Below are 23450 nucleotides of genomic sequence, written 5' to 3'. Positions count from 1 at the left end.
ATTTAATTATAAAAGAAATGTCTATTTTATTAACTAATTGAATTTGTTATAATAATTATAGATTCATTTAAAAGGTTGGAGGAACATAAAGTAATGACCCAAGAGATTATGACCATCTCACAAGTAGCAGAATATTTGCAAATTAGCGAAATGACAACATACAAACTAGTGCAAGAAGGAAAAATTCCTGCCTTTAAAATTGGAAGACATTGGCGAGTTAAAAAAGATGACTTAATGGCTTTAATTGAAGAACTAAAAAACGGGAAAAAAATATAACTATAATACTACAAAAGCGGTGAATAAGAAATTGCTTGAACTAACAGATGAACGAGTAATCCCCGAGAAAATGAAACCAATGAATGGGTTACTATTAGAACATTTAGCTAGATACCAATTTAGTATTCCTCACCTTTATGGCCGTGTATTAGATTTTGCATGTGGTTCAGGTTATGGTACCCACATGATGGCCAAAGCAGCAAAAAAGAAAATTAGTGCAGTTGTTGGAGTAGACATAAATAAAGAAGTCATTGAATATGCCAAACATACGTATTACCACCCACTTTCTTCTTTTCAAATAGAGGATGTAGTGGACAAAAACCTCCCTGAAAAGCTCGGACTTTTCGATTGTATAATTAGTTTTGAAACCATTGAGCATGTTAAAGGAGAAGAACAATTTTTATCAAATGTGTATGCAATGTTAAAACCTGGAGGCACCCTTATCTTGTCCACTCCTTTCGGCCAAGGAAGAGGTAAACCATGTGGATCTAACTTTCATGTGCATCAATTAACAAGAGAAGAGTTCTTTGCATTATTTAATCATTATCAAAATGTACAATTTTTTTATCAAAAAGGTCCCTTAATTGTCCCGAAGGATAATAGTACAGACTATCCGCTTGGAATAGTCATTTGCAAAAAATAACCCCATCTGGCCTTGTTATTTCCTCGTTTAGGCCAGAGTTTCCTTTATTAACATTTCTTAACATTTCTTAATACTTTCCCATAATCATAATAGTCTCTCATCTAAGAATTGGAAAGTCATTCAATTCGGAGGCGGTATTAACAATGAAAAAAACAAAAATGAACAAGGATGTTCAAAAATTAATTGTAAACAAAAGAAGTAGTGATGAACTTCGCATTGCTACGGTAAAAAAAAACAGACTTTATATCCGTTTTCAATAAAACGAATTGAAATATGAAATTTACTTAAATAATTTGCATTATTACATTCAAGATGAAAGGAGGAAATACATTGGCAATTAAAACAGTTTGTACTTCCTGTAAAGGAAAAGGCTATTCCAAACATCGAATATTTCCCCTCTTTACAAAAAAGTGTAGTACTTGTAAAGGTTCGGGTAGCCAAGTAGAGTTTTCTTTTAAGCTGCAAAAGGGGAAGAAAACAGGATAATAATTTATGCCACAATCTCATGTGATTGTGGCTTTTTTATATGTAAGTTTACACTTATAAAGGGAACTAAGAACAAGAGTTTTACAATAAAATTTATTCAATTTTTTAAACATGCATATTTTAGTAAATATATTAGAACCTTAATGTTGAAAAGGAGGAATTATTAATGACACAACAATTAAATGACATCATGGCAAGAAACGTAGTAGCAATCGAGTTTAAACAATCTATTAAAGAATCTGCTGCATTAATGCGTCAACACAACATTGGTTCCATACCAGTTGTACAAAATGTCACCTCGCAGTAATTATTACAGACCGTGATATAACGATTCGTTGTACTTCACAAGGGTTAGATATTTAGATATCAACAATCCAGTGTCACAATGCATGTCCTCTAATATTGTATCTGGTAGTTCAAACATGAGTGTTCACGAAGCTGCTCAACTTAAGGCGCAAAATCAAATCCGTCGACTTCCGGTTGTGGAAAATGACCAACTAGTAGGAATGGTTGCATTAGGTGATTTAGCAACTAATCATAATTATCAGAATGAAGCCGGTCAAGCTCTGTCAAATATTTCTGCAGAAAACAACTTACAATAATTTGTCATCTTTTACATTTCATCTGTTTAGATTTCTTAATCTGTCATAGATGAAATGTTTTTATTGCGTAGTAAGTTTATATCGAAGTTCTTTAGGAAATCCTATTAAAATAAATAATTAAAAATTAGTTTGCAGAATTTTCTGTTTATACATATAATATAATTAAGTAAACGCTTACATTATAGGTAGGAAGGATGTTATTTACATGATGGACTATCAATATAGAAGAAAAGCTTTACAAAGTTTCAAAGAAGAAAAAGAAGAAGTAAAACTGGAAATCAAGAAACAATATGAAAAAAATGGATCTATAATTGCTACATTGTTAGCATTTTTACCATTTTTTAATCACAGCTCATAGAGATTTATCAATAAAAAAGCACCAATACCCTATTCCTAGAGTACTGGTGCTATATCTGTTAATGTCCTGAAGGAGCAGATAAGCCAATTTTATTCACTAATTCTTGACTCTCTTCATTTAATCCAATAATAATTACTTTTTTACCGAATCTTTCATACTTTAGTTTTGCTTTTGCAATTGCTGTAACAGCTGATTGGTCCCAAACGTGAGATCCACTAAAATCGAATACTACTTCTTTTGGATCGTTTTGGTAATCAAACAAGTCGATAAAGTGAGCCATTGTTCCAAAGAACATTTGTCCTTGGATTTTATATACTTTTCTTTCATTATCCATAGAGGAAACAGCTTTAATTTTCGCCATCTTCCAACCGAATATTAAAGCACTTAGCACTACCCCTGCTAATACACCTTTTGCTAAATCGTGAGTATAAACCACGATTGCTACTGTAACAACCATAACTAGTGCATCCGGTCTTGGGATTTTGTTTAATTCACGTAATGACTGCCAGTCAAACGTTCCAATAGAAACCATGATCATAACACCAACAAGGGCTGCCATAGGTATTTGAATAACTACGTCACCTAATACAATAATCAAGAATAATAAAAATACACCGGCAATTAAAGAGGATAATCTTCCTCGACCACCTGATTTAACATTTATAACTGATTGGCCTATCATTGCACAACCAGCCATACCACCGAAGAAACCTGTAACAATGTTTGCGATACCTTGTCCCTTCATTTCACGGTTTTTATTACTCTTTGTATCTGTCATTTCATCTACGATTGTTGCTGTTAGTAATGACTCTAAGTTACCTACAATTGATAGAGTTAATGCCACAGGTAAAATAATCATTAAAGTTTGAAAAGATAACTCGACCATCGGAATATGGAAGAACGGTAATGTTTTCGTTATAGCTCCTTGATCTCCAACAGTTGCTAGCCCCATACCGCCACTAAATACTGTAATTGCCGTTATAACTACAATTGCAGCTAGTGCAGAAGGAATTGCTTTTGTAAATCGTGGTAAAATATAAATAATTGCAAGTGTCGCAAGTACTAATCCTACCATTAAGAAAGATCCGCCCTCTTCAGGCATGAAGTACGGGATTTGCGCCATAAATATTAATATAGCTAGCGCATTAACGAAACCTATTATTACAGCCTGCGGTAAGAAAGATAAATATTTTCCTAGTTTAAATACACCCATCAGTATCTGAATAATACCCGTTAATATTGTTGCCGCAAATAAATACTCTACCCCGTGTTCAGCTACAAGGGTAATCATTAATAATGCCATCGCACCTGTTGCTGCTGAAATCATACCAGGTCGTCCACCGGTAAATGCGATTACTACAGCGATACAGAACGAAGCATATAGCCCTACCATAGGGTCTACTCCTGCAATGATTGAGAATGCAATCGCCTCAGGAATTAAAGCAAAGGCAACTGTCATACCTGCTAAAACATCCCCACGAACGTTTCCAAACCATTCTTGTCTCATGTTTGCTAAGTTCATAGCACACCTCTTTCTTAGTTGTTAAATTTATTCAATTTTCAATGACTTTTTACTCTCAAAAAAGTCAGGTCCGTTTACAACAGAAAGAATCATACCACATTTTTTGATTCTAGCAAACATATATGAAACCGAGTACACTCAGTAAATCCTCTGTTTTTCTTTCATTTTCTCTCTTTTTCTAGCTTTTTTCACAAATTTGTCAAAAGTTTAATATTCACATAGAATTTACAATTTTTAGGGAAAAATAAAAAGTGTAAAAACATCTATAATTGTTTTTACACTTTTTTCATTATTTATTTTACTACCATTACAGGACATTCTGCTCTTTTCATCACTTTATGACTTACACTACCTAATACCATTTCTTGTAATGGATTAAGACCCCTACTACCGATTATTACTATATCCATCTTATTGTTGTTTGCATATTCATAAATCGTTTCTGCTGGTTCGCCACGCACAATTAATACTTCATATTGTACATTTGCTTCGTTTGCTTTAACTTCGATTGCTCGCATTTTTTCTTCTCGTTTATGCTTAATACCATCTAAATCCCAACTTCTTAATACATCGCTTTTGGAAGTCTTCCCATCTACTACATAGATTAGAGTAATTTTAGATCCATTTACCAATTTTGCTAACTCTAACGCTTTTTCTGCTGCTCGCAATGAATTTTCAGAAGCGTCTGCTGCTAATAAGATATTCTTAAACATTACTATTACCTCCTACGCAAGATTACAACTATGTATAATATTCTTTCTAGTATTCTATCACATCAAACAAATAAATTCTGAGTAAAACACAAACATTCCGTGCCAGTTTTGTAAAATGTTAATTACTATCATGATTCCAATTACTAACATTGTATTTCTTAGTAATTGGAATCCCATAATATTTATATTTAATAGATATTGTATCTATTGGTTGTTGGTAATCCATAATTCTAATACCATATGATATAGGCGTCATATTTTTTAGTTCAATAACCTCTATAACATTTTTATAGTTAATCTTTGGCAATACCGCTTTTTCATCAATCGTATGAAAAATAATGTTTGAATTATTCGTTCCCTCTTGTACATACTGAATAGAATCGTAACTTATTCCTAAAGTAACATTTGTATGCTTTTTTTCATCATTAATATAAAGCTCTTGAATAACCAATTCTTTTTTTCCATTATTTTCAATCTGATAAATTATTGAAGCATCATCATCCTTGTAATTTTCAGCCATACCGTAAATTGCTATCGGAGTGCTAAAGTAAACAAACGATAATAGAACTATTGTAGTAAGTACTACAAACATACAAGAAAAGAAAAAAGTTTTCTTCAACAACTTCACATCCCCTAGAAAAAAATCCCACCATTCTAATAACAATAGCATATTATCGTATTCGATGATACTACAAAAACACCCTCGCGTAACGAAAGTGTTTTTGTACAATTAACTATGGTTCGTTTAGTGAAAAACGAATTACTTTCCAAAAAGAAGAATAGATTGTTCGTTTTTTTCGTGTTTTTAAAAGTAGTTACATTCTTATAATTCGTTTTTCGTGTAGTAATCATACTTTATGAAACGGGCACCATTATGAAACATTTTTCAATAATACTAATTTTTCTTTAGAAGGTTTCTTAGAAGCAAGCGCAAAAATCATTCCAACTAACGGAAGTAGCATCATTAAATAAATTACCTCTTCATAGCCACCAAACGTATCATACGCTAGCGCAAACGGCAAAGGTCCGAATGCTGAGCCTATAACCATGACAGTCGATGATACTCCTTTTATTCCACCAACATTTGCTCGACCAAAGTAATTAGGCCAAACAATACCAATGCTTATAGCTTCAAAACCACCAACAATTCCTCTTGCAATACCGAATATTAAAGCTGCTGAATAGGAGTTTGTCGTAAGTAATAAAAACATAATTCCAATTTGGCCCAAAAAGGATAGAGCAATTATGTAATTAACCTGTACTCTCTCTACAATAAATCCTGCTAAAAATGTTACAGGGAAAGAAACTATAGCCATTATACTTAATATAAATGCTGCTTCCGTCCGGCTGATACCACTCTGTGCTAAAATCGGAACAAAATTAAATACAATACCTGTATTAACAAGAGCAGGTACAGCTACACAAAACAACAGCATCCAAAATTGTCTAGTTCTCATTGCTTCTTTTACCGTCCATGCCTCTTCATCAATAGAAGACTTCCCTGTCTCTTTGCTTTCTTTTTCCACTTGTTCTTTCGTCAATCCATCTGGCAACAACCCAACATCTTCTGGTCGATTACGGATAAATACAAAAGCAAGAGGAACAAATAAGAAGAATAATAAAGAAGCCCAAACTAACCAAGAAATCTGCCAACCGACTTGGTCAATTAACCACGCATTAAATGGAGGTAATGCCGCTGCACTTAAAAAACTTCCAAAAGCCATAAAGCTTAATGCTCTACCTCTTTTGTTTACAAACCATTGAGGAATAAGTGTACCAGGTAATAACGTAAGTGATCCTTGACCGAATAACCTTAATAAGAAAAATCCTATAAATAACATAGCCGGGCCTAATAAGAATGCATTAAAAACACATGCGGCCGCTAGTAATATTGCTACTATTACAATCATTCTACGCTGACCATATTTATCTACCATTCTTCCTACAATAAATAGTAAAAATCCAGCTAGTAAAGTGGCAAATAAATACATCGTAGAAATTAACGTGTTGCTCCAACCGAAGTGAGCCAAATAAGCATCAACGAATATAGAAATGGAATATGTCTGACCAGGTCCTGAGAAAAAGATTGCCATGGAAGCAATCGCGACAATAATCCATCCATAATAAAAAGGTGGTTTAACAGGTAATTTGTTATTATTCATATGTATCCTCCATTGATGTAAGTGTTTCGTATTACTAAATATTCTTTATGAATAATAACAAATTTTCAAACATTAGTAAACAATTCATTTCCAGTCATACAAAAAAACAGACCAACTTGTCACTCGTTAGTCTGTTTTTTTCAATTATTGATTTAATTCGTAGTGACTTCCTTTAACAAGGTAAAATACATTCTCTGCAATGTTTGTCGTATGGTCCGCAATTCGTTCAATGTAACGACATACAAATGATAATTGGGTAATTTGCGGTAACTTATCAGGATGATCTTTCATCAAGCTCAATAATTCTTTAATATTTTTACCATAAAGTTCATCTACTTGATCGTCCATATCTGCAACTTTCTTTGCTAGAACTACATCCTCATCGTAATATGCTTTTAATGATAGAGAAAGCATCTCTATTGCTATTTTATGCATTTTTTTAATGTTATCTAGAGGAATAATATAGTCCGTATTTTGTCCAATTCGAATCGTTGACTTAGCAATATTCACACCAAAATCTGCAATTCTTTCTACATCTGTCGCAATTTTAATGGCAACGATTATTCTACGTAAATCTATCGCTACTGGTTGTTGTTTAGCTATTAAAAGTATTGCAAAGTCATTAATTTCTTCTTCAAGGCGATCGACTTTATCGTCTTCTTCCATTACTTGTAACGCTTTTTCTATATTTTGAGTGGATAATGTGTCCATAGATTTTTCTAATGAGATTTCCGCTAAGCTACCTAATTCTATTAATTTATCACGCATTGCATCTAAGTCGAATTGAAACTGTCCACGAATAGCCATTATTGCTTCCCCCTCTTAACCGAAACGACCTGTAATGTAGTCTTCTGTTCTCTTATCAGATGGATTAGAGAAAATTTTGTCTGTATTCGCGTACTCTACTACTTCTCCATTTAAGAAGAAAGCTGTTTTATCAGAAATACGAGCTGCTTGCTGCATATTATGCGTTACAATAATAATGCTGTATTCTTTTTTCAATTCTTGAACTAACTCTTCTACTTTTAATGTTGAAATAGGATCAAGTGCACTAGTTGGTTCATCCATTAAGATTACATCCGGTTCGATTGCTAAACAACGAGCGATACATAAACGTTGTTGCTGCCCTCCAGAAAGACCGTACGCATTTTCATGCAGTCTATCTTTTACTTCGTCCCAAATGGCTGCACCTCGTAAGCTTTTTTCTACAATTTCATCTAACACTTTTTTGTTACGAATACCGTGAATTTTAGGGCCATATATAATATTTTCATAAATTGATTTTGGAAATGGATTTGGCTTTTGGAAAACCATTCCTACATTCGTTCTTAATTCTTCTACACGAAAATCCTTACTGAAAATACTTTTTTCTCTATATTGAATATTACCAGAAATACGGACAATCGGTACAAGTTCTACCATTCTATTTAACGTTTTAATATAGGTTGATTTACCACAGCCTGATGGTCCAATGATAGCTGTTACTTCATTTTCATATATAGATAGATTTATATTTTTTAAAGCATGGTCTTTGCCATACCATAAGTTTAAATCTTTCGTATCGTAAACGATTTTTTTATTTTGAATATTATTATTTGCAGTTAAATTTACAGAAGTTTGTATTTGTACGTTCTTTTTTTCACGTTCGATCGTTGTTACTGCCATGGAAAACCCCTCCAAGATTAGAATCTTCTTTGATATTTATTTCGAATAAACACAGCAATTGAGTTCATTAATAATAAAACTAAAAGTAACACTACAATTGTAGCGGCTGCCAAGTTTACATATTCTGCAACAAGAGCTGAATCAATTGTCCAATAGTATATTTGCATTGGTAAGGCTGTAAAGCGATCCATAAATCCACCTGGGAAAGGGATTAATAATGCTGGAATACCAATTACTACTAATGGAGCTGTTTCACCAATTGCTCTAGATAATGCTAAAATTGTGCCTGTTAAAATTCCTGGTAATGATGCAGGTAAAACAACATTTTTAATTGTTTGCCATTTCGTTGCACCCATTCCATAGGAGGCTTCTCTTAAAAACCCTGGCACTGCTCTAATTGCTTCTTGACTAGCTACTACCACGATAGGAAGTACTAATAAAGACATCGTTAGTCCCCCAGCAAGTACTACACCACCTAAGTTGGCTGTCCTTACAAAAATCGTTAAGCCTAAAATTCCGAAAACGATAGATGGAACACCAGCTAAATTAGCGATATTTGTTTGCAAGAACTGTTGCAGCTTACCTTTTTTCGCATATTCTTCTAGATAAATCGCTGTACCAACACCTAGCAACATCGTAACAGGGGCTACAACAGCCATTAACCATAACGTACCTAAAATGGCACCCATAATCCCTGCACGGTCTGCCATCGTTGAAAGTTTACCCGTAATAAATTGAAAGTCTATCCAACCCATACTTTGTGAAATAACACGGTAAAATAGAATGACTAAAACTACTAATCCAACTAGAGTAGCCATTAAAAATATATATTTCGCTAAGCTATTTATTAGTAATCTTGTATTCATCTTTTTTTGTACTTGGGCCACATCAACGTATTTCATCTTAATACTCCTCCCTATATTTACGAGAAATATACTGTGCAAATAAGTTCATAACTAATGTAAATACAAATAGTGTCATTGCAACAGCATATAAGCTATAGTAAAGGGTTGAACCTGCTGGTGCGTCCCCACCTGTTACTTCCACAATGTAAGCCGTCATCGTTTGCATAGATTGCGTAACATCAAACGTGAAATTTTTCGTACTACCACTAGCAATAGTAACAATCATTGTTTCTCCGATTGCACGTGAAATTGCTAATACAAATGATGCGATGATACCTGAGATAGCTGCAGGAATAACTACTTTCCATGAAACTTCTAATTTTGTAGATCCAAGCGCAAGTGCTCCTTCTCTCATCGAATTAGGTACGGCACTCATTGCATCTTCAGATAAAGAAGCAACCATTGGAATAATCATAATCCCCATAACTATACCCGGACTGAGGATATTCGTTGCTTGAAGACTAGGAATTACTTCTCTTAAAATTGGTGTAACAAACGTAAAAGCAAAGAAACCATATACAATTGTAGGAATACCAGCTAATACTTCTAATATTGGTTTTAATGTTCTTCTAGTTTTATCCGATGCATATTCACTTAAATATACAGCAGCCATTAAACCAATTGGTATTGCTACTAGCATTGCGATTAGTGTGGAAATTAATGTACCTGTAATAAGTGGTAACACGCCAAATTGAGCATTTTCACCTAATGGTCTTAAAGTCGTTCCTGTGAAAAAGTCTAAGAATGGAACTCTTTTAAAAAACTCAACTGTTTCTGATAAGAGCGTAAATACGATCCCAATAGTAGTTAAGATAGATATCGTTGCGACAAGCAACAACACTTTGGGCATAACTTTTTCAGCAATGCTATTTATGTTCATCGAGCTTTTATTTTGTTGTATTAGCTCTTTCACATTAACTTGTTCTGTTTTTTCGGTAGCCAATTTAAGAATACCCCTTTCATCCAATAGCCATATAAGCGTTTACTTATATATCAATAAGTAAATAGATAGAAGATGAGCAACTTTCACACTCATCTTCTCATCATCTATTTAGTTGAGCTGATTTCATAATTGCGTTACGTTTATTGAAACGTATTGTAGTAATATATTATGAAACTTACTTAGTTAATAGCTTCTAATTCTTTTACCATAGCGTTGATTTCATCCTCTGTTAAAGGAGCAAATCCTACTTCACCTGCGACGTTGTTAACATTTTTAACTACGTATAATGCGAAGTCTTTTAATTGTGCTTTTTCTTTCGCATGATTAACGTTTAAGTAAGTAAACACAGGACGAGTAAAGTTAGCGTAAGCCCCATCTTCTTTAATTGTTTCTAAAGTAGGTTCAACAGGACCGTTTCCAAAGTCTACTTTTACAGCCTTAAGTTTATCTGTGTTATTAACATAGTAACCAAATCCAAAGAATCCAATTGCGTTTTTGTCTTCAGAAATTAAGTTAACAAGTGTTGAATACTCTTGTTGTAAGTTAGCATCAGAGCGTAAATCTTCTTTTCCTAAAATAACTTCCCAGAAGAACTCATAAGTACCATGGTTTTCGTTAGGACCAAAAGCTTTTATTGGCTCGTTTGGAAAATCAGCTCTTACGTCCGACCAGTTCTTTTTATTACCACTTTCTAAGAAAATATCAATAATCTCTTGCTCAGTCAGTTCAGAAGCCCATTCGTTTTCCGGATGAATTACAACTGTTAAGCCGTCAAGTGCAACTTTTAATTCCATAACATCTAAACCAAATTTATCTGCTTCTGCTTTCTCTTCATCTTTAATGTGACGAGAAGCATTATTAAAATCTGTACCATTTTCAACTAAGAACTTTTTAAATCCAGCACTTGTACCTGCTCGACTTACTTCAACAGAAACTCCCTCTTGTTCTTCTGTCATATAGTTTTCTGCTAGCTTGGCCATTAGAGGATAAACAGTACCTGATCCGTCGACTACTACACTACCGTCTAAGTCTCCGTTACTTCCAGTACTTTCGTTTGAGCATGCTGCAGCAAATGCTGTAACTAATGCTAGCGTTGCTAATACAAGTAATCGTTTAAAGCTCTTCATTTCTAAATTCCCCCTAAAGGTTTTGTTTTTTGTATTTGTTTTGTCCTACGAGATTTATATTAAAGCCTAACTGTTAATGCAGTATGAATCGAATGTTAACGTTTTGTAAATGTAGATGTTTTATGTAGTAAAGTGTAGAAAATTGGGGACAAAAAAACACTCAATTCCTTAAAACTTAGGAATTGAGTGCTTTTGTTTTAATCATTTTCTTCTTCTGTTTCTTCCATGTCCTCTTGTTCTTCTAATTCTTCTTGTTCTTGAATGTTCGGTTGCCCTTTTGCTCTTCTTTCTTGGAGAGTAAAGTATGCTTCAATTATTCGGTCTCCAATCTTAGAGTTAACACCACCAGAAACTTGTGTGTTTGTAGAAGCAAAAGGAACAACCACCGCAAACGCCATTTCTGGGTTATCGTAAGGAGCATAACCAACAAGGTTTGTATGGTTGGAATTAATTTTTCTTTCACTAATAATTTTACCTTCTTCATCTCTAGTGTAGATACTAAAGTTTTTCTGAGCTGTACCAGTTTTACCAGCAGGTTTATATTGCTTTGCACTAGAACCAGCTGCAGTTCCTCTACTACCAAAATAAACTCTTCGGAAACCTTCTTGTACCCGGCTAATGTGATCATCACTCATGGTTAGTCTATTTAGAACTTCAGGTTTGAAAGGCTGTAACACTTGACCTGATTTTTCCCCTCCACTTGGTTCTAAAATTTCTCGAACAATTTGAGGTCTTAGGCGATAACCACCATTTGCAATAGTAGAAACATATTGTGCTAATTGCATCGTCGTATACAAGTCGTATTGACCAATCGCTAAATCGAGTATTAACCCCGAGGCTTTCCCGGGACCTTTTAAACCTGTTGATTCACTTGGTAAATCAATTCCTGTATGAACACCAAGGCCGAATTGAGCTAAATAACTTCTGAAGTCTTCAAAAGCAGTTGCTCTGATAGGAAGTGGTTGATTTCTAACATAATTCCCTCCAGCCATAAACATAGCTGTTCTAAACATGTAAACGTTTGAAGAACGTTCTAGCGCTTCAAGATCGTTAATGTTCCCCATTGTTTGCCAAGACCTTTTCGTAGGTGTGGAAGCGATGGAAATCGGTGTATCATATAAAACAGTTCCCGGAGAAATAACTCCAGTGTCAAATCCTGCCAAGATGGTTGCACCTTTTATAGTAGAACCAGCCTCATATGCTTCTAAAATAGTTCCTAGGGCATTGTCAACTAACTTCCATTGTCCATTTTCGTCTTTATTAACAACTTTCCCTGCTAACGATAAAACTTCTCCAGTGTTTGGATCTAAAACAACAACAAAAGCACGATCCAAAAACTCTGCATAACTATTTTGTTTTGCTTCAAGCAACTCAGATTCAATAATCTTTTCCACTTCTAACTGAAATTCCATATCAATAGATAGAACCAAATCTTTCCCACGTTGACCTGGAAATACGGGTTCTTGCATTAATAAGTTCCCACTTTGGTCTGTCACATTACGCACACGGGCTTTTTGTCCTTGAAGTACATTTTCATATTGATATTCTAATTGGCTAGTACCTACTCTATCGTTACGACTATATCCTCTTGCAAGTAATTCTGTAGCTCTTTCGCTTGGAATATCCCCCACTTTTCCTAACAAGGAACCTAGAGTATTATCAAACAATCGATCTCTGTCCCAGTCCACTGTTGTATCCACACCAGGAAGGTCACTTAAACGTTCACTAATGATGGCATATTCTCTATCACTTACATTTTCATTTTTTATCGTTTGAGGAGTTAAAGCATAACCACTATTCATTTGCCTAAATATGGATAAAATCTTTAAGTCTTCTAAAGTAAATTCACTTACCATTTCTTCCGTAATCCTACTTAGTTGTAGAGGATACAAATCTTTCTCTTCCAATTCTCCCTCGTTCACTTTCTCCCGATCTTCATCTGTTATCAATGCTCTTGCTTCTTCTGGATTTCTAATAATCCAGAAGTCTTGTTTGTCACGAAATTGAATTTTCTCTTCAAATTTATCTTCAAACTCAATCATCTGTGCTAATTTTTCAGCAACTTCGATCATTTCTCTACGCGGTGTAGATTGCGTACGAGTATACGTAATTGCGTTTAACGGTTTATTGTCTACCACAACATTGCCGTTTCGATCGTATATTTTTCCACGTGGCACTGGAGCATTTACGGTAATGTTCTCTGTGCGGTCTACCTCTTTTCGGTAATTTTCACCGTGAACAATTTGCACGAACCCAAGTCTTAGGACAAGACCTGAGAATAGTAAAAATACTGCAAAGAAAAGAAGGTTTAATCTATTAGGCATATTTTTCTTTTTTTTCTTTTTATTTTGGGAAGTCATGTATTCCACCTTTTCATTCTTATTTTCCTATTCTCCATTTTAAATGAAAAAGCTGATTTTTTCTATTAATAAATGAGTTCGTTTCATAATTTATGACTACTAAACGAAAAACTAAATATATCACTTGTAAATAAAGATTTAATTACTACTTTATATACGAACATATTTATCTTCATATCCAAATATTTTCGTTTTTCATTCAACGAACCGTAATTATGAAATTAACTCAGATTAGTTACGGAGTTGACTCCCCTTCTCCATCTCTTAATGTGGAAACAACCGTTTGTGGAGGTTGTTTAGTTGGTGGACTTTGTTCTAAATTGACCTTCCTAATAAAGGGATAAATTAACGCGTGGCCTGCACCTATGATAACTAACAAAACCGGGATACTTTTTGCTTCATCAAAAAATATGACAGCTACTAAGAACATAAGAATGGAAACAGCTCTTCCACCATTAAGGAACAACTCACGTACTACTACATATTCAATTCTCATTTCAGCAGCATTTTTACTTTTACCTATTACATCATACGTGATAGATATGTACGGTACTAAAAGAATTGGGTAAGCAATTGCAATAACTACTGCATACATTAACAATTTAATATAGGTTAGCTCAAATACTAATAAGAAAACCGCTGCATATAAAAGTAGTCCTCCAATTAATATCGATTTTTTACGCATATGTTTCTTAATAAGTCTTGTTGCTAAATAATAACAAACAAATGCTACTGCTGAGTTGACTAACCCAAATGTACCGAGAGCCAATTCACTATCCGTCGTAATAAAAACTAAAACAGAAACCGCAAAGATAAAAGTTCCTTCTCGGAGTCCCTGAAAAAAGTGTGCCGCTGTCACATTGCTCCAGTTTTTATTCACTTTTCGTTCTTTAATTATAGAAAATAGCTCGTAGCTCCCTTCTGCACCTCTTCTTCTTAGGAAAAAACTTAATACGACTGCAGCTGAGAATAGTAGGAGTGATGTAGAGAAGATAACAGTATAGCCCGTAAATTTAGCCATATTGGAGATAATTAGTCCAGCAGCTATCGGGCCAATCATTCCTCCAAGCGACGTTAAGATCCCTAAGAAACCATTAAAAAAGTCTCTTGTTTCCGGTTCAGTAATTTCAAAAGTTAGCACGTTAAAGGCTAGCCAGTAAAATCCATAACCGACACCTAGTAATCCTCCTAATAAAAGCAGAAAGGATGAGGCATTTTCACCGATGAACAGTACCATTATGTAAAATATTGCAAGGAAGATAACACCTAATCTTAATACAATAACTCTGTCTATTCTTTTTGCCCACCTGCCAGCTAATATAAAAGTTAGAGGTTGTAATATGACAATAGCTAAGTTGTACATTCCTAAATCTTTAAACTCACCAGATTGCTTCCATAAATAGACGTTCACAAACGTATTAGATAAGGCGATACTTAATGAATACAGGCCACCAATGACAAGTAACAATATTAAATCTTTATTAACTTCTACGTCTCCAATTACTTTTCTCAATCTAACCATATGTACTCGCTCCTTTAACTTACCGTTATTTTGGCTTAAAGGAACTTTAGATATGTGTTTTAGTTTGGAATGTTAGTTTTTACCGAAAAATAATTAAATTTTAGGAGCAAATTAACTAAGACGGAAATGCCAGGTGTAGGGTTGAAACACAAATTACCCAAATTGAAACACAAGTTGCACGAATTGAAACACAACATATATGTATTGAAACACATGGAAAGACGAGCGTTTGGATTGAAACGCAAATTTCTCAAATTGAAACAAAACGGATGCAAATTGAAACACAACCCATACGAATTGAAACACAAGTAAGTAATTGTTAAGTGTTCTTAATCATGAAACGAAAAACACTGCTCGATACATCTTCGTATGAGAGTAAAACAATAAAAAACACCTATTCCGAAAAGGAACAGGCGTCAATTTTATATTATTATTTTGCTTTGCTGTAAAGGTCAGCAACTACATCCCAGTTGATTACATTGAAGAATGCAGAAATGTAATCAGGACGACGGTTTTGGTAGTTTAAGTAGTAAGCATGCTCCCAAACGTCAAGACCTAAAACTGGAGTTTTACCTTCCATGATTGGAGAGTCTTGATTTGGTGTGCTCATTACTTCTAACTCACCATTGTTTACTACTAACCAAGCCCAACCAGAACCGAAGCGAGTTGCACCTGCTTTAGAGAACTCTTCTTTGAAGTTTTCTAAGCTTCCGAATTTGCTATTGATAGCGTCAGCTAATTCACCTGTTGGCTCACTTGCTCCACCTGGAGTTAAAAGTGTCCAGAATAAGCTATGGTTAGCGTGACCACCACCGTTGTTGCGAACTGCAGCACGGATGTTTTCAGGTACAGCGTCAAGGTTAGCAATTAATTCTTCTGCACTTTTAGCTGCAAGATCAGCATGACCTTCTAAAGCTGCGTTTACATTTGTAATGTAAGTGTTGTGGTGTTTTGTGTGGTGAATGTTCATTGTTTCCTTGTCAATGTGTGGTTCTAAAGCGTCATAAGCATAAGGTAATTGCGGTAATTCGTATGCCATAAATATCTCCTCCAAATTTTAATATGTAGAAATTTCTGAAACTTGGCAGTATTAACTACCGGTTTCTTTAACTCAAGATTACCAAAAATATATTCTAGTTTCAAACAATCTGCCTCAAACAAATTTTATATTTTCTTTTTTCGCTTGTTTTTATTCATTCCATCTTAAATCGATAACTCTTTTGAAAGTCTATACATACTTTCATCGATTGTATGTGGCATTGCAAAAACTTCATCAAATGTATAATCAACTAATCTGTTGTTTTCCATTCCAACAGCTCGTCCTGATTTTCCCTCTACTAATAATTCTACAGCTCGTGCACCTAATCTACTCGAAAGGACACGATCAAAAGCGGTTGGTGAACCGCCACGCTGTATATGTCCTAATACTGATACCCGCGTATCAATATTAGCGGCTGCTTCTAATTGCTGTGCAAAATCAGTACCGCTGCACACTCCTTCAGCTAATACAATTATGGTATGTTTCTTACCACGCTCTAAACCTTTTTGAATACGAGAAACTACTTCTTCCAATTGATACCCTACTTCTGGAATGATAATAGATTCCGCACCACCAGCTAGTCCTGCCCATAAGGCAATATCTCCAGCATGGCGACCCATAACTTCAATAATAAAAGTACGTTCATGACTAGTAGCTGTATCACGTATTTTGTCTATTGCATCAATAACAGTATGTAAGGCAGTATTAAACCCAATCGTAAAATCTGTTCCGGCTATATCATTATCAATAGTTCCTGGTAAACCTATACACGGATATCCATGTTCAGTTAGCTTTTGCGCACCTTTATAAGAACCGTCCCCACCAATTACAATAAGCCCTTCAATGCCAAACTTATTTAATTGTTGGATTCCTTTCTTTTGACCTTCTAATGTTTTAAACTCTTCACATCTTGCAGTGTACAAAATGGTTCCGCCGCGATGAATGATGTCACCTACAGATCCTAACTCTAATTTTTTTATATTCCCAGATATTAATCCAGCATAGCCTTGGTAAATACCGTAAACTTCTATATTATGATAGATTGCTTTTCTGACAACCGCCCTAACTGCGGCATTCATTCCTGGTGAATCTCCACCACTTGTTAATACACCAATTTTTTTCAAAATGGAACACCTCTTTTTATTAATTAATGCGGTACATCCTTATCTTATATAATATCCATTATATAATCCAATTTTATCCACAATCATATAAAAAAAGAAACCAATATTATTAAGAGGTTTCTAGTTTGTATGGACCCTGCAGGACTCGAACCTGCGACCGGACGGTTATGAGCCGTCTGCTCTAACCAACTGAGCTAAGGGTCCGTGTATAATGTTTTGTTATAAATTAACATGTGACGAATATTCTGTCAATATTAAAGGACTACAATTATGAAATATACAACCATTATTATTTGAATGATTCCTTTTGCTACAATACTTGTAAATAAACCTACTACAGAACCTGTACCTATTTTCATTGCTTCTTTTAACGATTTTTTAGAAAAAATAATTTCTGCAATAAAAGCTCCAATAAAAGGTCCCGCAATAATTCCAATAACCGGAATAACAAATGGTCCAACAATTAACCCAAGCGTACTACCCCAAACAGAATAATTACTACCTCCAAACTTTTTTACACCAATAACACTCGCTACATAATCTGTTACAAAAAGCAAAGCAACAAAAGAAAGCTGTATTGCCCAAAACAAAAAAGAGAAAGGTTCGAAAGTGAAAAATACTCCATATAACAAAAATGCTCCAACCAACAATAAAACGCTTGGAATGATTGGGTATATTAACCCGACAAAAGAAAGAACGATTAATATAGATAATAGTAGCCAATAAATGAAATCCATCATCACTTTCTCCTTTATAGAAAATATAAGAAAACGGGAGAATTAAATTCCCCCGTCTCCCATTTATTATAATGTACCGTGACTTTCTCCTAGAACAGCCTCAGCGATATTAACTGCATGGTCACCGACACGCTCTAAGTTACTAATAATATCAACAAATACGATTCCTGATTGACCAGAACATAATCCGTCATTTAAACGCATAATATGTTTCTTACGAAGAGTACGTTCCATTCTGTCAATTTGGTCTTCTTTTAATTTTACATCTCTTGCTAATTCTTTATTACCAGTTTTTAAAGCTTCAACAGCTTCTTGTACCGTTTTAATAGTTAATGTGAACATTTCATCTAGATCTTGATCAGCTTGATCAGTAAGTTTTACTTTATTAGAGATTTGGTAATCAACTAACTCTAGGATATTTTCAAAGTGGTCACCGATACGTTCAATGTCACGTACTGAATCCATTAACATCGAATGTTCTTCCGATTCATTTGCAGATAAAGAAGCAGAAGATAGTTTTACTAAATAGTCGGTAATCTTACGATCCATATTATTAATTGCATCTTCAAGCTGGAAACCTACTTCTGCATGTTTAGGAGTTCCATTTACTAAGTAAGCTTTTGTTTCTTCAAGACCTACAACCGATAATTCACCCATGCGAACAACTTCTTCTTTTGCTTGACCTAATGCTAATGAAGGTGATTGTTCAATAAATAATGGATCTAATTTATTTGCTTTATATTCCACTGCACTATCTTGTCCAGGAATTAGTTTAGTAACTAATATAGCTAGTAATGCAATAAATGGAAATTGAATGATTACGTTGGACACGTTGAAAATACCGTGTGCAAATGCAATTGTCATTTGTGGATTTAATTGTAATGCTTGTTGGATGTTATCAATTAATATTGTAAAAGGTACAATTATGATGATAATAATTGTGGCACCTACGACATTAAAGATTACATGAGTTAATGCAGCTCTTCTAGCAGCAACTGAAGCACCTATAGAAGCTAGAACAGCAGTAATGGTTGTTCCAATATTGTCACCGAATAAAACAGGTAACGCTGCTTGTAATGATAAAGCACCTTGTCCGAATAATTCTTGAAGGACCCCAATAGTTGCACTTGAACTTTGAACAATGACTGTAAACACAGTTCCTATTACTACTCCAAGTATTGGATTGGTACTCATCGAAACGGTTAAGTCATGGAACGCTTGTACATGTGTTAATGGTTTTAATCCATCACCCATTATTTTTAGTCCTAGGAATAGTCCACCAAAACCAAATACAACTTGGCCTAAATATTGTAAACGTTTATTTTTAAAGAAGAATAGTAAAAATGCCCCAGCAGCAATGATTGGTAACGCATAATCTGAAATTTTAATACCAATGATGAATGCTGTGACTGTTGTACCAATATTCGCACCCATAATGACACCAATCGCTTGACGTAGTGTCATAAAACCTGCGTTAACTAATCCAATCGTTAATACAGTAGTACCAGTACTTGTCTGCAATAAGATTGTTACAAATATACCTGCTAAAACTCCCATAAAAGGGTTTGTTGTCGTTTTATCTAAAATATCACGAAGTTTATCACCTGCAGACTTTTGTAATCCGTCACCCATGTACTTAATTCCGAATAGGAAAATACCCAGGCCACCGATAAATTCAAATATAATTCTTTGAACATCTAATTCCAAAAAATTCAACCCCTTAATCCAAATATGTAATTCGACAAACATCTACAAAGCCAATAACAATTATTAACGATTTTTAAATCAATTGTAAATACTTTTATGTGAAATTTACAATATCTTAACATTAGCCTCCTTAATATTTACATTGTTGTAATAATCCGATGTATTTATTGTTAAGATACCCAAAATAAGATAACATAAAATGGTCATAAAATATTTTTTCATAAAGGGTGAGCTTCGTGAACATTTTTAAACAGTTTATAAAAAGTTTGTATTCCCCTAAAGATATGGCAACATTTCGCTTCCAGGGAATCGGAAAATCCATTTTATATGTATTCTTTCTTGTCCTATTAACATCCATTCCTGCATTTGTTTTTGTAGGTACAGGTACTTATCAAATTTTCAATGCTACAAAAACAGTCGTCGATGCCGATGTTCCAAATTTTATTATTGAAGATGGTGAATTTACAGCTGAAACTGATGAACCTGTTTTTATTGAACAAGATGACGTTACAATTATAATTGATCCAAATAATGAACTAACGCTTTCAGAAATCAATAACTATGGTGATGTTATAGCAATCCAACAATATGAGCTAGTATTTGTAATGGGAGGCCAAGAAGATTTCTTTAACTTTGCCGACTTACAAGGCTTTACTCTAACAAGAGATGACATCGTATCTTTTATGGATGGTTTAGGATCTTTAATGCCTATTATTTTAACTCTAATTTTAATAGTTATGTATGTAGCATTTAGCGCAGTAAAATTTATTCAAGTAACTATTTTAGGACTTGTAGGCTTAATAATTAAAAATAGTTTAGACAGAACTAATTTAAAGTATCGTCATACATGGATACTAGCTGCATATGCAGTAACAATCCCTACTATTTTATTTACCTTAACAGATTTACTTGGTCTCTACATTCCCGCAACAGGCATAATCAGCTTTGCTGCTTCTATCTTTGTACTGTATTTAATCATTAAAGAAGTAAAAGTAAAAAAAACAGTTGAACAATAATCTTCTACCAAACCGGCAATTATTTGTCGGTTTTTTTTAACGCTCTTTCTTGTATGTTTTTTTCTTTAAATAATTTAAAATCTAGAGTGGATTGGAGCGGAAGGCACTGGACTCCTGCGGGAAATAGAGCGAATCGTGAGACCCCACAGGCGGTACGCCGAGGAGTAGGTTTCACGATAGTGAAAATAACCTTCCCTTGCGCTCCCCGCGGAAAGCCAGTGCCTGTAGCGCAAAGAAACTAATTAAAATTCCATAGCAGATTGTTTTAATAACAATAGTTAAGAAAAGACTATTGTTTGTCATATTCCTCTTGGACAAGCATATACATAAATATGCTTAAAAGGGAGGAAATTAAAATGTTTCGATTATTCATTGTTGTACTTATCGGATTTACTATATTTAGTATATATACAGATATTACAAAGGGTACAATACCAACAACAGCCCAATCTCAAGAAACACAGAAAGCAATTTCTTCCTTACAAAAGAATGATAACACTGCAGAAGAAAAATTGAATGATTCACTATATATGATTGTGGAAATAAAAGCTGGAGATACGGTATTAACTATAGCCGAAAGGATAACAAACGGCCCTATTCCTGTACCTATAAACAAATTAATAGAAGATTTCCAATTACTTAATGACAATGTTATTCCTGAAAAGATACAAATTGGAAGGGAATACAAATTTCCAATCTATCGCTAAAGATTTTAATACTTGTCAATTCACACTCTCGATTGATACAATATTTTGGGTACAGCATATTTTTGAACTGTAATTAATAGGTGGATATATCGTATATTCCACATCTTTGATAGTTAAAAGGAGCGATTTAATCGTGAATGAAATGACACATCGTACGAAAACCCGTCCCGTTAAAGTCGGCGATTTAACAATTGGTGGAAGCAATGAATTATTTATACAAAGTATGACAACGACGAAAACACATGATGTGGAAGCAACCGTCGCTGAAATAAAACGTTTAGAAGAAGCAGGCTGTCAAGTAGTTCGTGTAGCTTGCCCTGATGAAAGAGCTGCAAATGCCATTCCTGAAATCAAAAAAAGAATTAACATCCCTTTAGTTGCCGATATACATTTTGACTATAAATTAGCATTAAAATGTATTGAAGGCGGCGTAGACAAAATCAGGATTAATCCAGGAAACATTGGACGACGTGAAAAGGTAGAAGCTGTTGTAAAAGCTTGTAAAGAAAAAGGAATTCCCATTCGAATTGGTGTAAACGCTGGCTCCCTTGAAAAACGTATATTAGATAAATACGGCTACCCAACTGCTGATGGAATGGTTGAAAGCGCACTTCACCATATAAAAATTTTAGAGGACTTAGATTTTTACGATATCATTGTTTCCATGAAAGCATCCGATGTAAACTTAGCGATTGAAGCTTATGAGAAAGCATCTCGAGCTTTTGACTATCCTCTACATTTAGGTATCACCGAATCGGGTACACTTTTTGCCGGTACAGTAAAAAGTGCCGCTGGTTTAGGGGCTATTCTAAGTAAAGGAATCGGAAACACATTACGTATTTCTTTAAGTGCAGATCCTGTTGAAGAAGTAAAAGTAGCTCGTGAGTTATTAAAGTCATTCGGACTTGCTTCTAACGCTGCAACGCTTATCTCTTGTCCTACTTGCGGAAGAATTGAAATTGACTTAATTTCTATTGCTAATGAGGTAGAAGAATATATTTCAACGATTAAAGCACCCATTAAAGTAGCGGTTTTAGGTTGCGCGGTTAACGGCCCAGGAGAAGCTCGTGAAGCAGATATTGGAATTGCTGGTGCTCGTGGAGAAGGATTGTTATTCCGTAAAGGCGAAATTGTACGGAAAGTTCCTGAAGCTACTATGGTTGATGAATTAAAAAAGGAAATAGACAAAATTGCGGAAGAATATTTCGCAAAACAAGAAGCAGAAAAAACAAAAGCTTGACACTAAGTGTCAAGCTTTTGTTTTTGTCTGTTTTAGAAAAACGGCAATATGAACATACCAACGATAATGGATACAGCTCCTAGTCCAATTGCCCATGCCCCTAATCCAGTTGCTCCTCGTCTGCGGGCAATGAATCCTATAATAATCCCTGCTGCACCAAGGATTATTGGTAAGATAAATAACGAAAGAACAGATAGAGCAAGTCCTAAATATCCAAGCCCTCTTCCACTCATTCCCATTACATCTTCGCGTTCTTCCTCAAAAATGGCTTCTCTTTCACGTTCCCTCTCAAATGATACTGCAGGAGGTACCGCAGCCACTTCCGCTGCCGTTTCTTCTAAATGCTCACGATGCGCATTCGCTCTAGCTACATGCGGCTCTTCGTAAGCTAATCTATTTTCAATCGGCTCATTGAGTTCATTTCGCTCAAATTCATTTGCCATGCTGATCCCTCGCTTTCGTAAGGTAAGGAGCATTTATAGTATAGGCCTTTAAACTAAAAAACATAGGTGTTAATGTTTTCTAACTATGTTAAAATGATAATTTGATTATATATTCTACATAATCAATTTCATAATTACGGTTCGTTTAGTGAA

The 23450-nt window shown here is 34.6% G+C and carries 22 protein-coding genes, 1 tRNA gene and 1 pseudogene; 7 read left to right on the top strand and 17 right to left on the bottom strand.

The genetic code is table 11. The features are described from left to right. Positions 1 to 93 precede the first annotated feature (93 nt). The 4 genes and pseudogenes from CDZ89_RS06820 (at position 94) to CDZ89_RS19580 (ending at position 2365) form a co-directional block, all read left to right on the top strand. Positions 94 to 276, top strand: coding sequence for a helix-turn-helix domain-containing protein (locus tag CDZ89_RS06820; protein WP_096153395.1), 183 nt, complete (start codon positions 94 to 96; stop codon positions 274 to 276). Positions 277 to 307: 31 nt separating this feature from the next. Further along, positions 308 to 919, top strand: coding sequence for a class I SAM-dependent methyltransferase (locus tag CDZ89_RS06815; RefSeq protein ID WP_096153394.1), 612 nt, complete (start codon positions 308 to 310; stop codon positions 917 to 919). Positions 920 to 1571: 652 nt separating this feature from the next. Further along, a pseudogene (locus CDZ89_RS20465) lies at positions 1572 to 2007 on the top strand (CBS domain-containing protein). Positions 2008 to 2212: 205 nt separating this feature from the next. After that, complete coding sequence (locus CDZ89_RS19580) at positions 2213 to 2365, top strand: hypothetical protein (RefSeq protein ID WP_157842688.1); 153 nt, start codon at positions 2213 to 2215, stop codon at positions 2363 to 2365. A 58-nt stretch (positions 2366 to 2423) separates the two neighbouring features. Here CDZ89_RS19580 and CDZ89_RS06805 read toward each other — a convergent pair whose 3' ends face one another. From CDZ89_RS06805 to CDZ89_RS06730, 16 genes are all read right to left on the bottom strand, one after another. Then, entirely contained in the window at positions 2424 to 3887 is a 1464-nt protein-coding gene (locus CDZ89_RS06805) for a SulP family inorganic anion transporter (RefSeq protein WP_096153393.1), read from the bottom strand. Between the two features lie 293 nt (positions 3888 to 4180). Continuing rightward, complete coding sequence (locus CDZ89_RS06800) at positions 4181 to 4600, bottom strand: universal stress protein (protein WP_096153392.1); 420 nt, start codon at positions 4598 to 4600, stop codon at positions 4181 to 4183. A gap of 118 nt (positions 4601 to 4718) precedes the next feature. Then, entirely contained in the window at positions 4719 to 5222 is a 504-nt protein-coding gene (locus CDZ89_RS06795; RefSeq protein WP_100333407.1) for a hypothetical protein, read from the bottom strand. Positions 5223 to 5472: 250 nt separating this feature from the next. Continuing rightward, the gene (locus CDZ89_RS06790) at positions 5473 to 6762 is read right to left on the bottom strand and encodes an MFS transporter (protein WP_100333406.1); all 1290 of its coding nucleotides are present in this window, start codon (positions 6760 to 6762) and stop codon (positions 5473 to 5475) included. 144 nt (positions 6763 to 6906) lie between these two features. Next, complete coding sequence (gene phoU / locus CDZ89_RS06785) at positions 6907 to 7569, bottom strand: phosphate signaling complex protein PhoU (protein WP_096153389.1); 663 nt, start codon at positions 7567 to 7569, stop codon at positions 6907 to 6909. 15 nt (positions 7570 to 7584) lie between these two features. Beyond that, on the bottom strand, positions 7585 to 8427 hold the full coding sequence (pstB, locus tag CDZ89_RS06780; protein WP_096153388.1) for a phosphate ABC transporter ATP-binding protein PstB: 843 nt from the start codon (positions 8425 to 8427) through the stop codon (positions 7585 to 7587). 17 nt (positions 8428 to 8444) lie between these two features. Further along, positions 8445 to 9329 carry a phosphate ABC transporter permease PstA gene (gene pstA, locus CDZ89_RS06775; RefSeq protein WP_096153387.1) on the bottom strand — a complete coding sequence of 295 codons (885 nt, stop codon included), beginning with the start codon at positions 9327 to 9329 and terminating at the stop codon, positions 8445 to 8447. A gap of 1 nt (position 9330) precedes the next feature. Further along, positions 9331 to 10212: a phosphate ABC transporter permease subunit PstC gene (pstC, locus tag CDZ89_RS06770; protein ID WP_096156883.1), complete on the bottom strand. Its 882-nt coding sequence runs from the start codon at positions 10210 to 10212 to the stop codon at positions 9331 to 9333. A gap of 242 nt (positions 10213 to 10454) precedes the next feature. Beyond that, positions 10455 to 11402 carry a PstS family phosphate ABC transporter substrate-binding protein gene (locus CDZ89_RS06765; RefSeq protein ID WP_096153386.1) on the bottom strand — a complete coding sequence of 316 codons (948 nt, stop codon included), beginning with the start codon at positions 11400 to 11402 and terminating at the stop codon, positions 10455 to 10457. 197 nt (positions 11403 to 11599) lie between these two features. Continuing rightward, positions 11600 to 13762, bottom strand: a complete 2163-nt coding sequence (locus CDZ89_RS06760) for a peptidoglycan D,D-transpeptidase FtsI family protein (RefSeq protein ID WP_096153385.1) — start codon at positions 13760 to 13762, stop codon at positions 11600 to 11602. A 235-nt stretch (positions 13763 to 13997) separates the two neighbouring features. Further along, positions 13998 to 15284, bottom strand: a complete 1287-nt coding sequence (locus CDZ89_RS06755; protein ID WP_096153384.1) for an MFS transporter — start codon at positions 15282 to 15284, stop codon at positions 13998 to 14000. 430 nt (positions 15285 to 15714) lie between these two features. Then, entirely contained in the window at positions 15715 to 16323 is a 609-nt protein-coding gene (locus tag CDZ89_RS06750) for a superoxide dismutase (RefSeq protein ID WP_100333405.1), read from the bottom strand. Positions 16324 to 16487: 164 nt separating this feature from the next. After that, on the bottom strand, positions 16488 to 17447 hold the full coding sequence (pfkA, locus tag CDZ89_RS06745) for a 6-phosphofructokinase (RefSeq protein ID WP_096153382.1): 960 nt from the start codon (positions 17445 to 17447) through the stop codon (positions 16488 to 16490). A gap of 130 nt (positions 17448 to 17577) precedes the next feature. Further along, positions 17578 to 17651 (bottom strand) — tRNA-Ile (locus CDZ89_RS06740). 50 nt (positions 17652 to 17701) lie between these two features. Next, on the bottom strand, positions 17702 to 18184 hold the full coding sequence (locus tag CDZ89_RS06735; RefSeq protein ID WP_100333404.1) for a DUF456 domain-containing protein: 483 nt from the start codon (positions 18182 to 18184) through the stop codon (positions 17702 to 17704). A 66-nt stretch (positions 18185 to 18250) separates the two neighbouring features. After that, positions 18251 to 19891, bottom strand: a complete 1641-nt coding sequence (locus tag CDZ89_RS06730) for a Na/Pi cotransporter family protein (RefSeq protein ID WP_176483691.1) — start codon at positions 19889 to 19891, stop codon at positions 18251 to 18253. A gap of 236 nt (positions 19892 to 20127) precedes the next feature. Here CDZ89_RS06730 and CDZ89_RS06725 point away from each other — a divergent pair, with 236 nt between their 5' ends. The 3 genes from CDZ89_RS06725 (at position 20128) to ispG (ending at position 22854) form a co-directional block, all read left to right on the top strand. Continuing rightward, the gene (locus CDZ89_RS06725) at positions 20128 to 20907 is read left to right on the top strand and encodes a DUF1189 domain-containing protein (RefSeq protein WP_096153379.1); all 780 of its coding nucleotides are present in this window, start codon (positions 20128 to 20130) and stop codon (positions 20905 to 20907) included. A 356-nt stretch (positions 20908 to 21263) separates the two neighbouring features. Then, entirely contained in the window at positions 21264 to 21614 is a 351-nt protein-coding gene (locus tag CDZ89_RS06720; RefSeq protein ID WP_096153378.1) for a hypothetical protein, read from the top strand. 142 nt (positions 21615 to 21756) lie between these two features. Further along, positions 21757 to 22854 carry a flavodoxin-dependent (E)-4-hydroxy-3-methylbut-2-enyl-diphosphate synthase gene (ispG, locus tag CDZ89_RS06715; protein WP_176483829.1) on the top strand — a complete coding sequence of 366 codons (1098 nt, stop codon included), beginning with the start codon at positions 21757 to 21759 and terminating at the stop codon, positions 22852 to 22854. A gap of 32 nt (positions 22855 to 22886) precedes the next feature. On the opposite strand, the gene CDZ89_RS06710 is transcribed toward ispG, so the two are convergent. Then, positions 22887 to 23297, bottom strand: a complete 411-nt coding sequence (locus tag CDZ89_RS06710) for a hypothetical protein (protein WP_096153376.1) — start codon at positions 23295 to 23297, stop codon at positions 22887 to 22889. Between the last annotated feature and the right edge of the window lie 153 nt (positions 23298 to 23450).

Source organism: Bacillus alkalisoli, from assembly GCF_002797415.1.
In the GTDB taxonomy this organism is placed as follows: Bacteria; Bacillota; Bacilli; order Bacillales; family Bacillaceae_I; genus Bacillus_CD; species Bacillus_CD alkalisoli.
The sequence above is the reverse complement of the archived record's forward strand: the minus strand, read 5'-3'. Positions and strand labels throughout refer to the sequence as shown.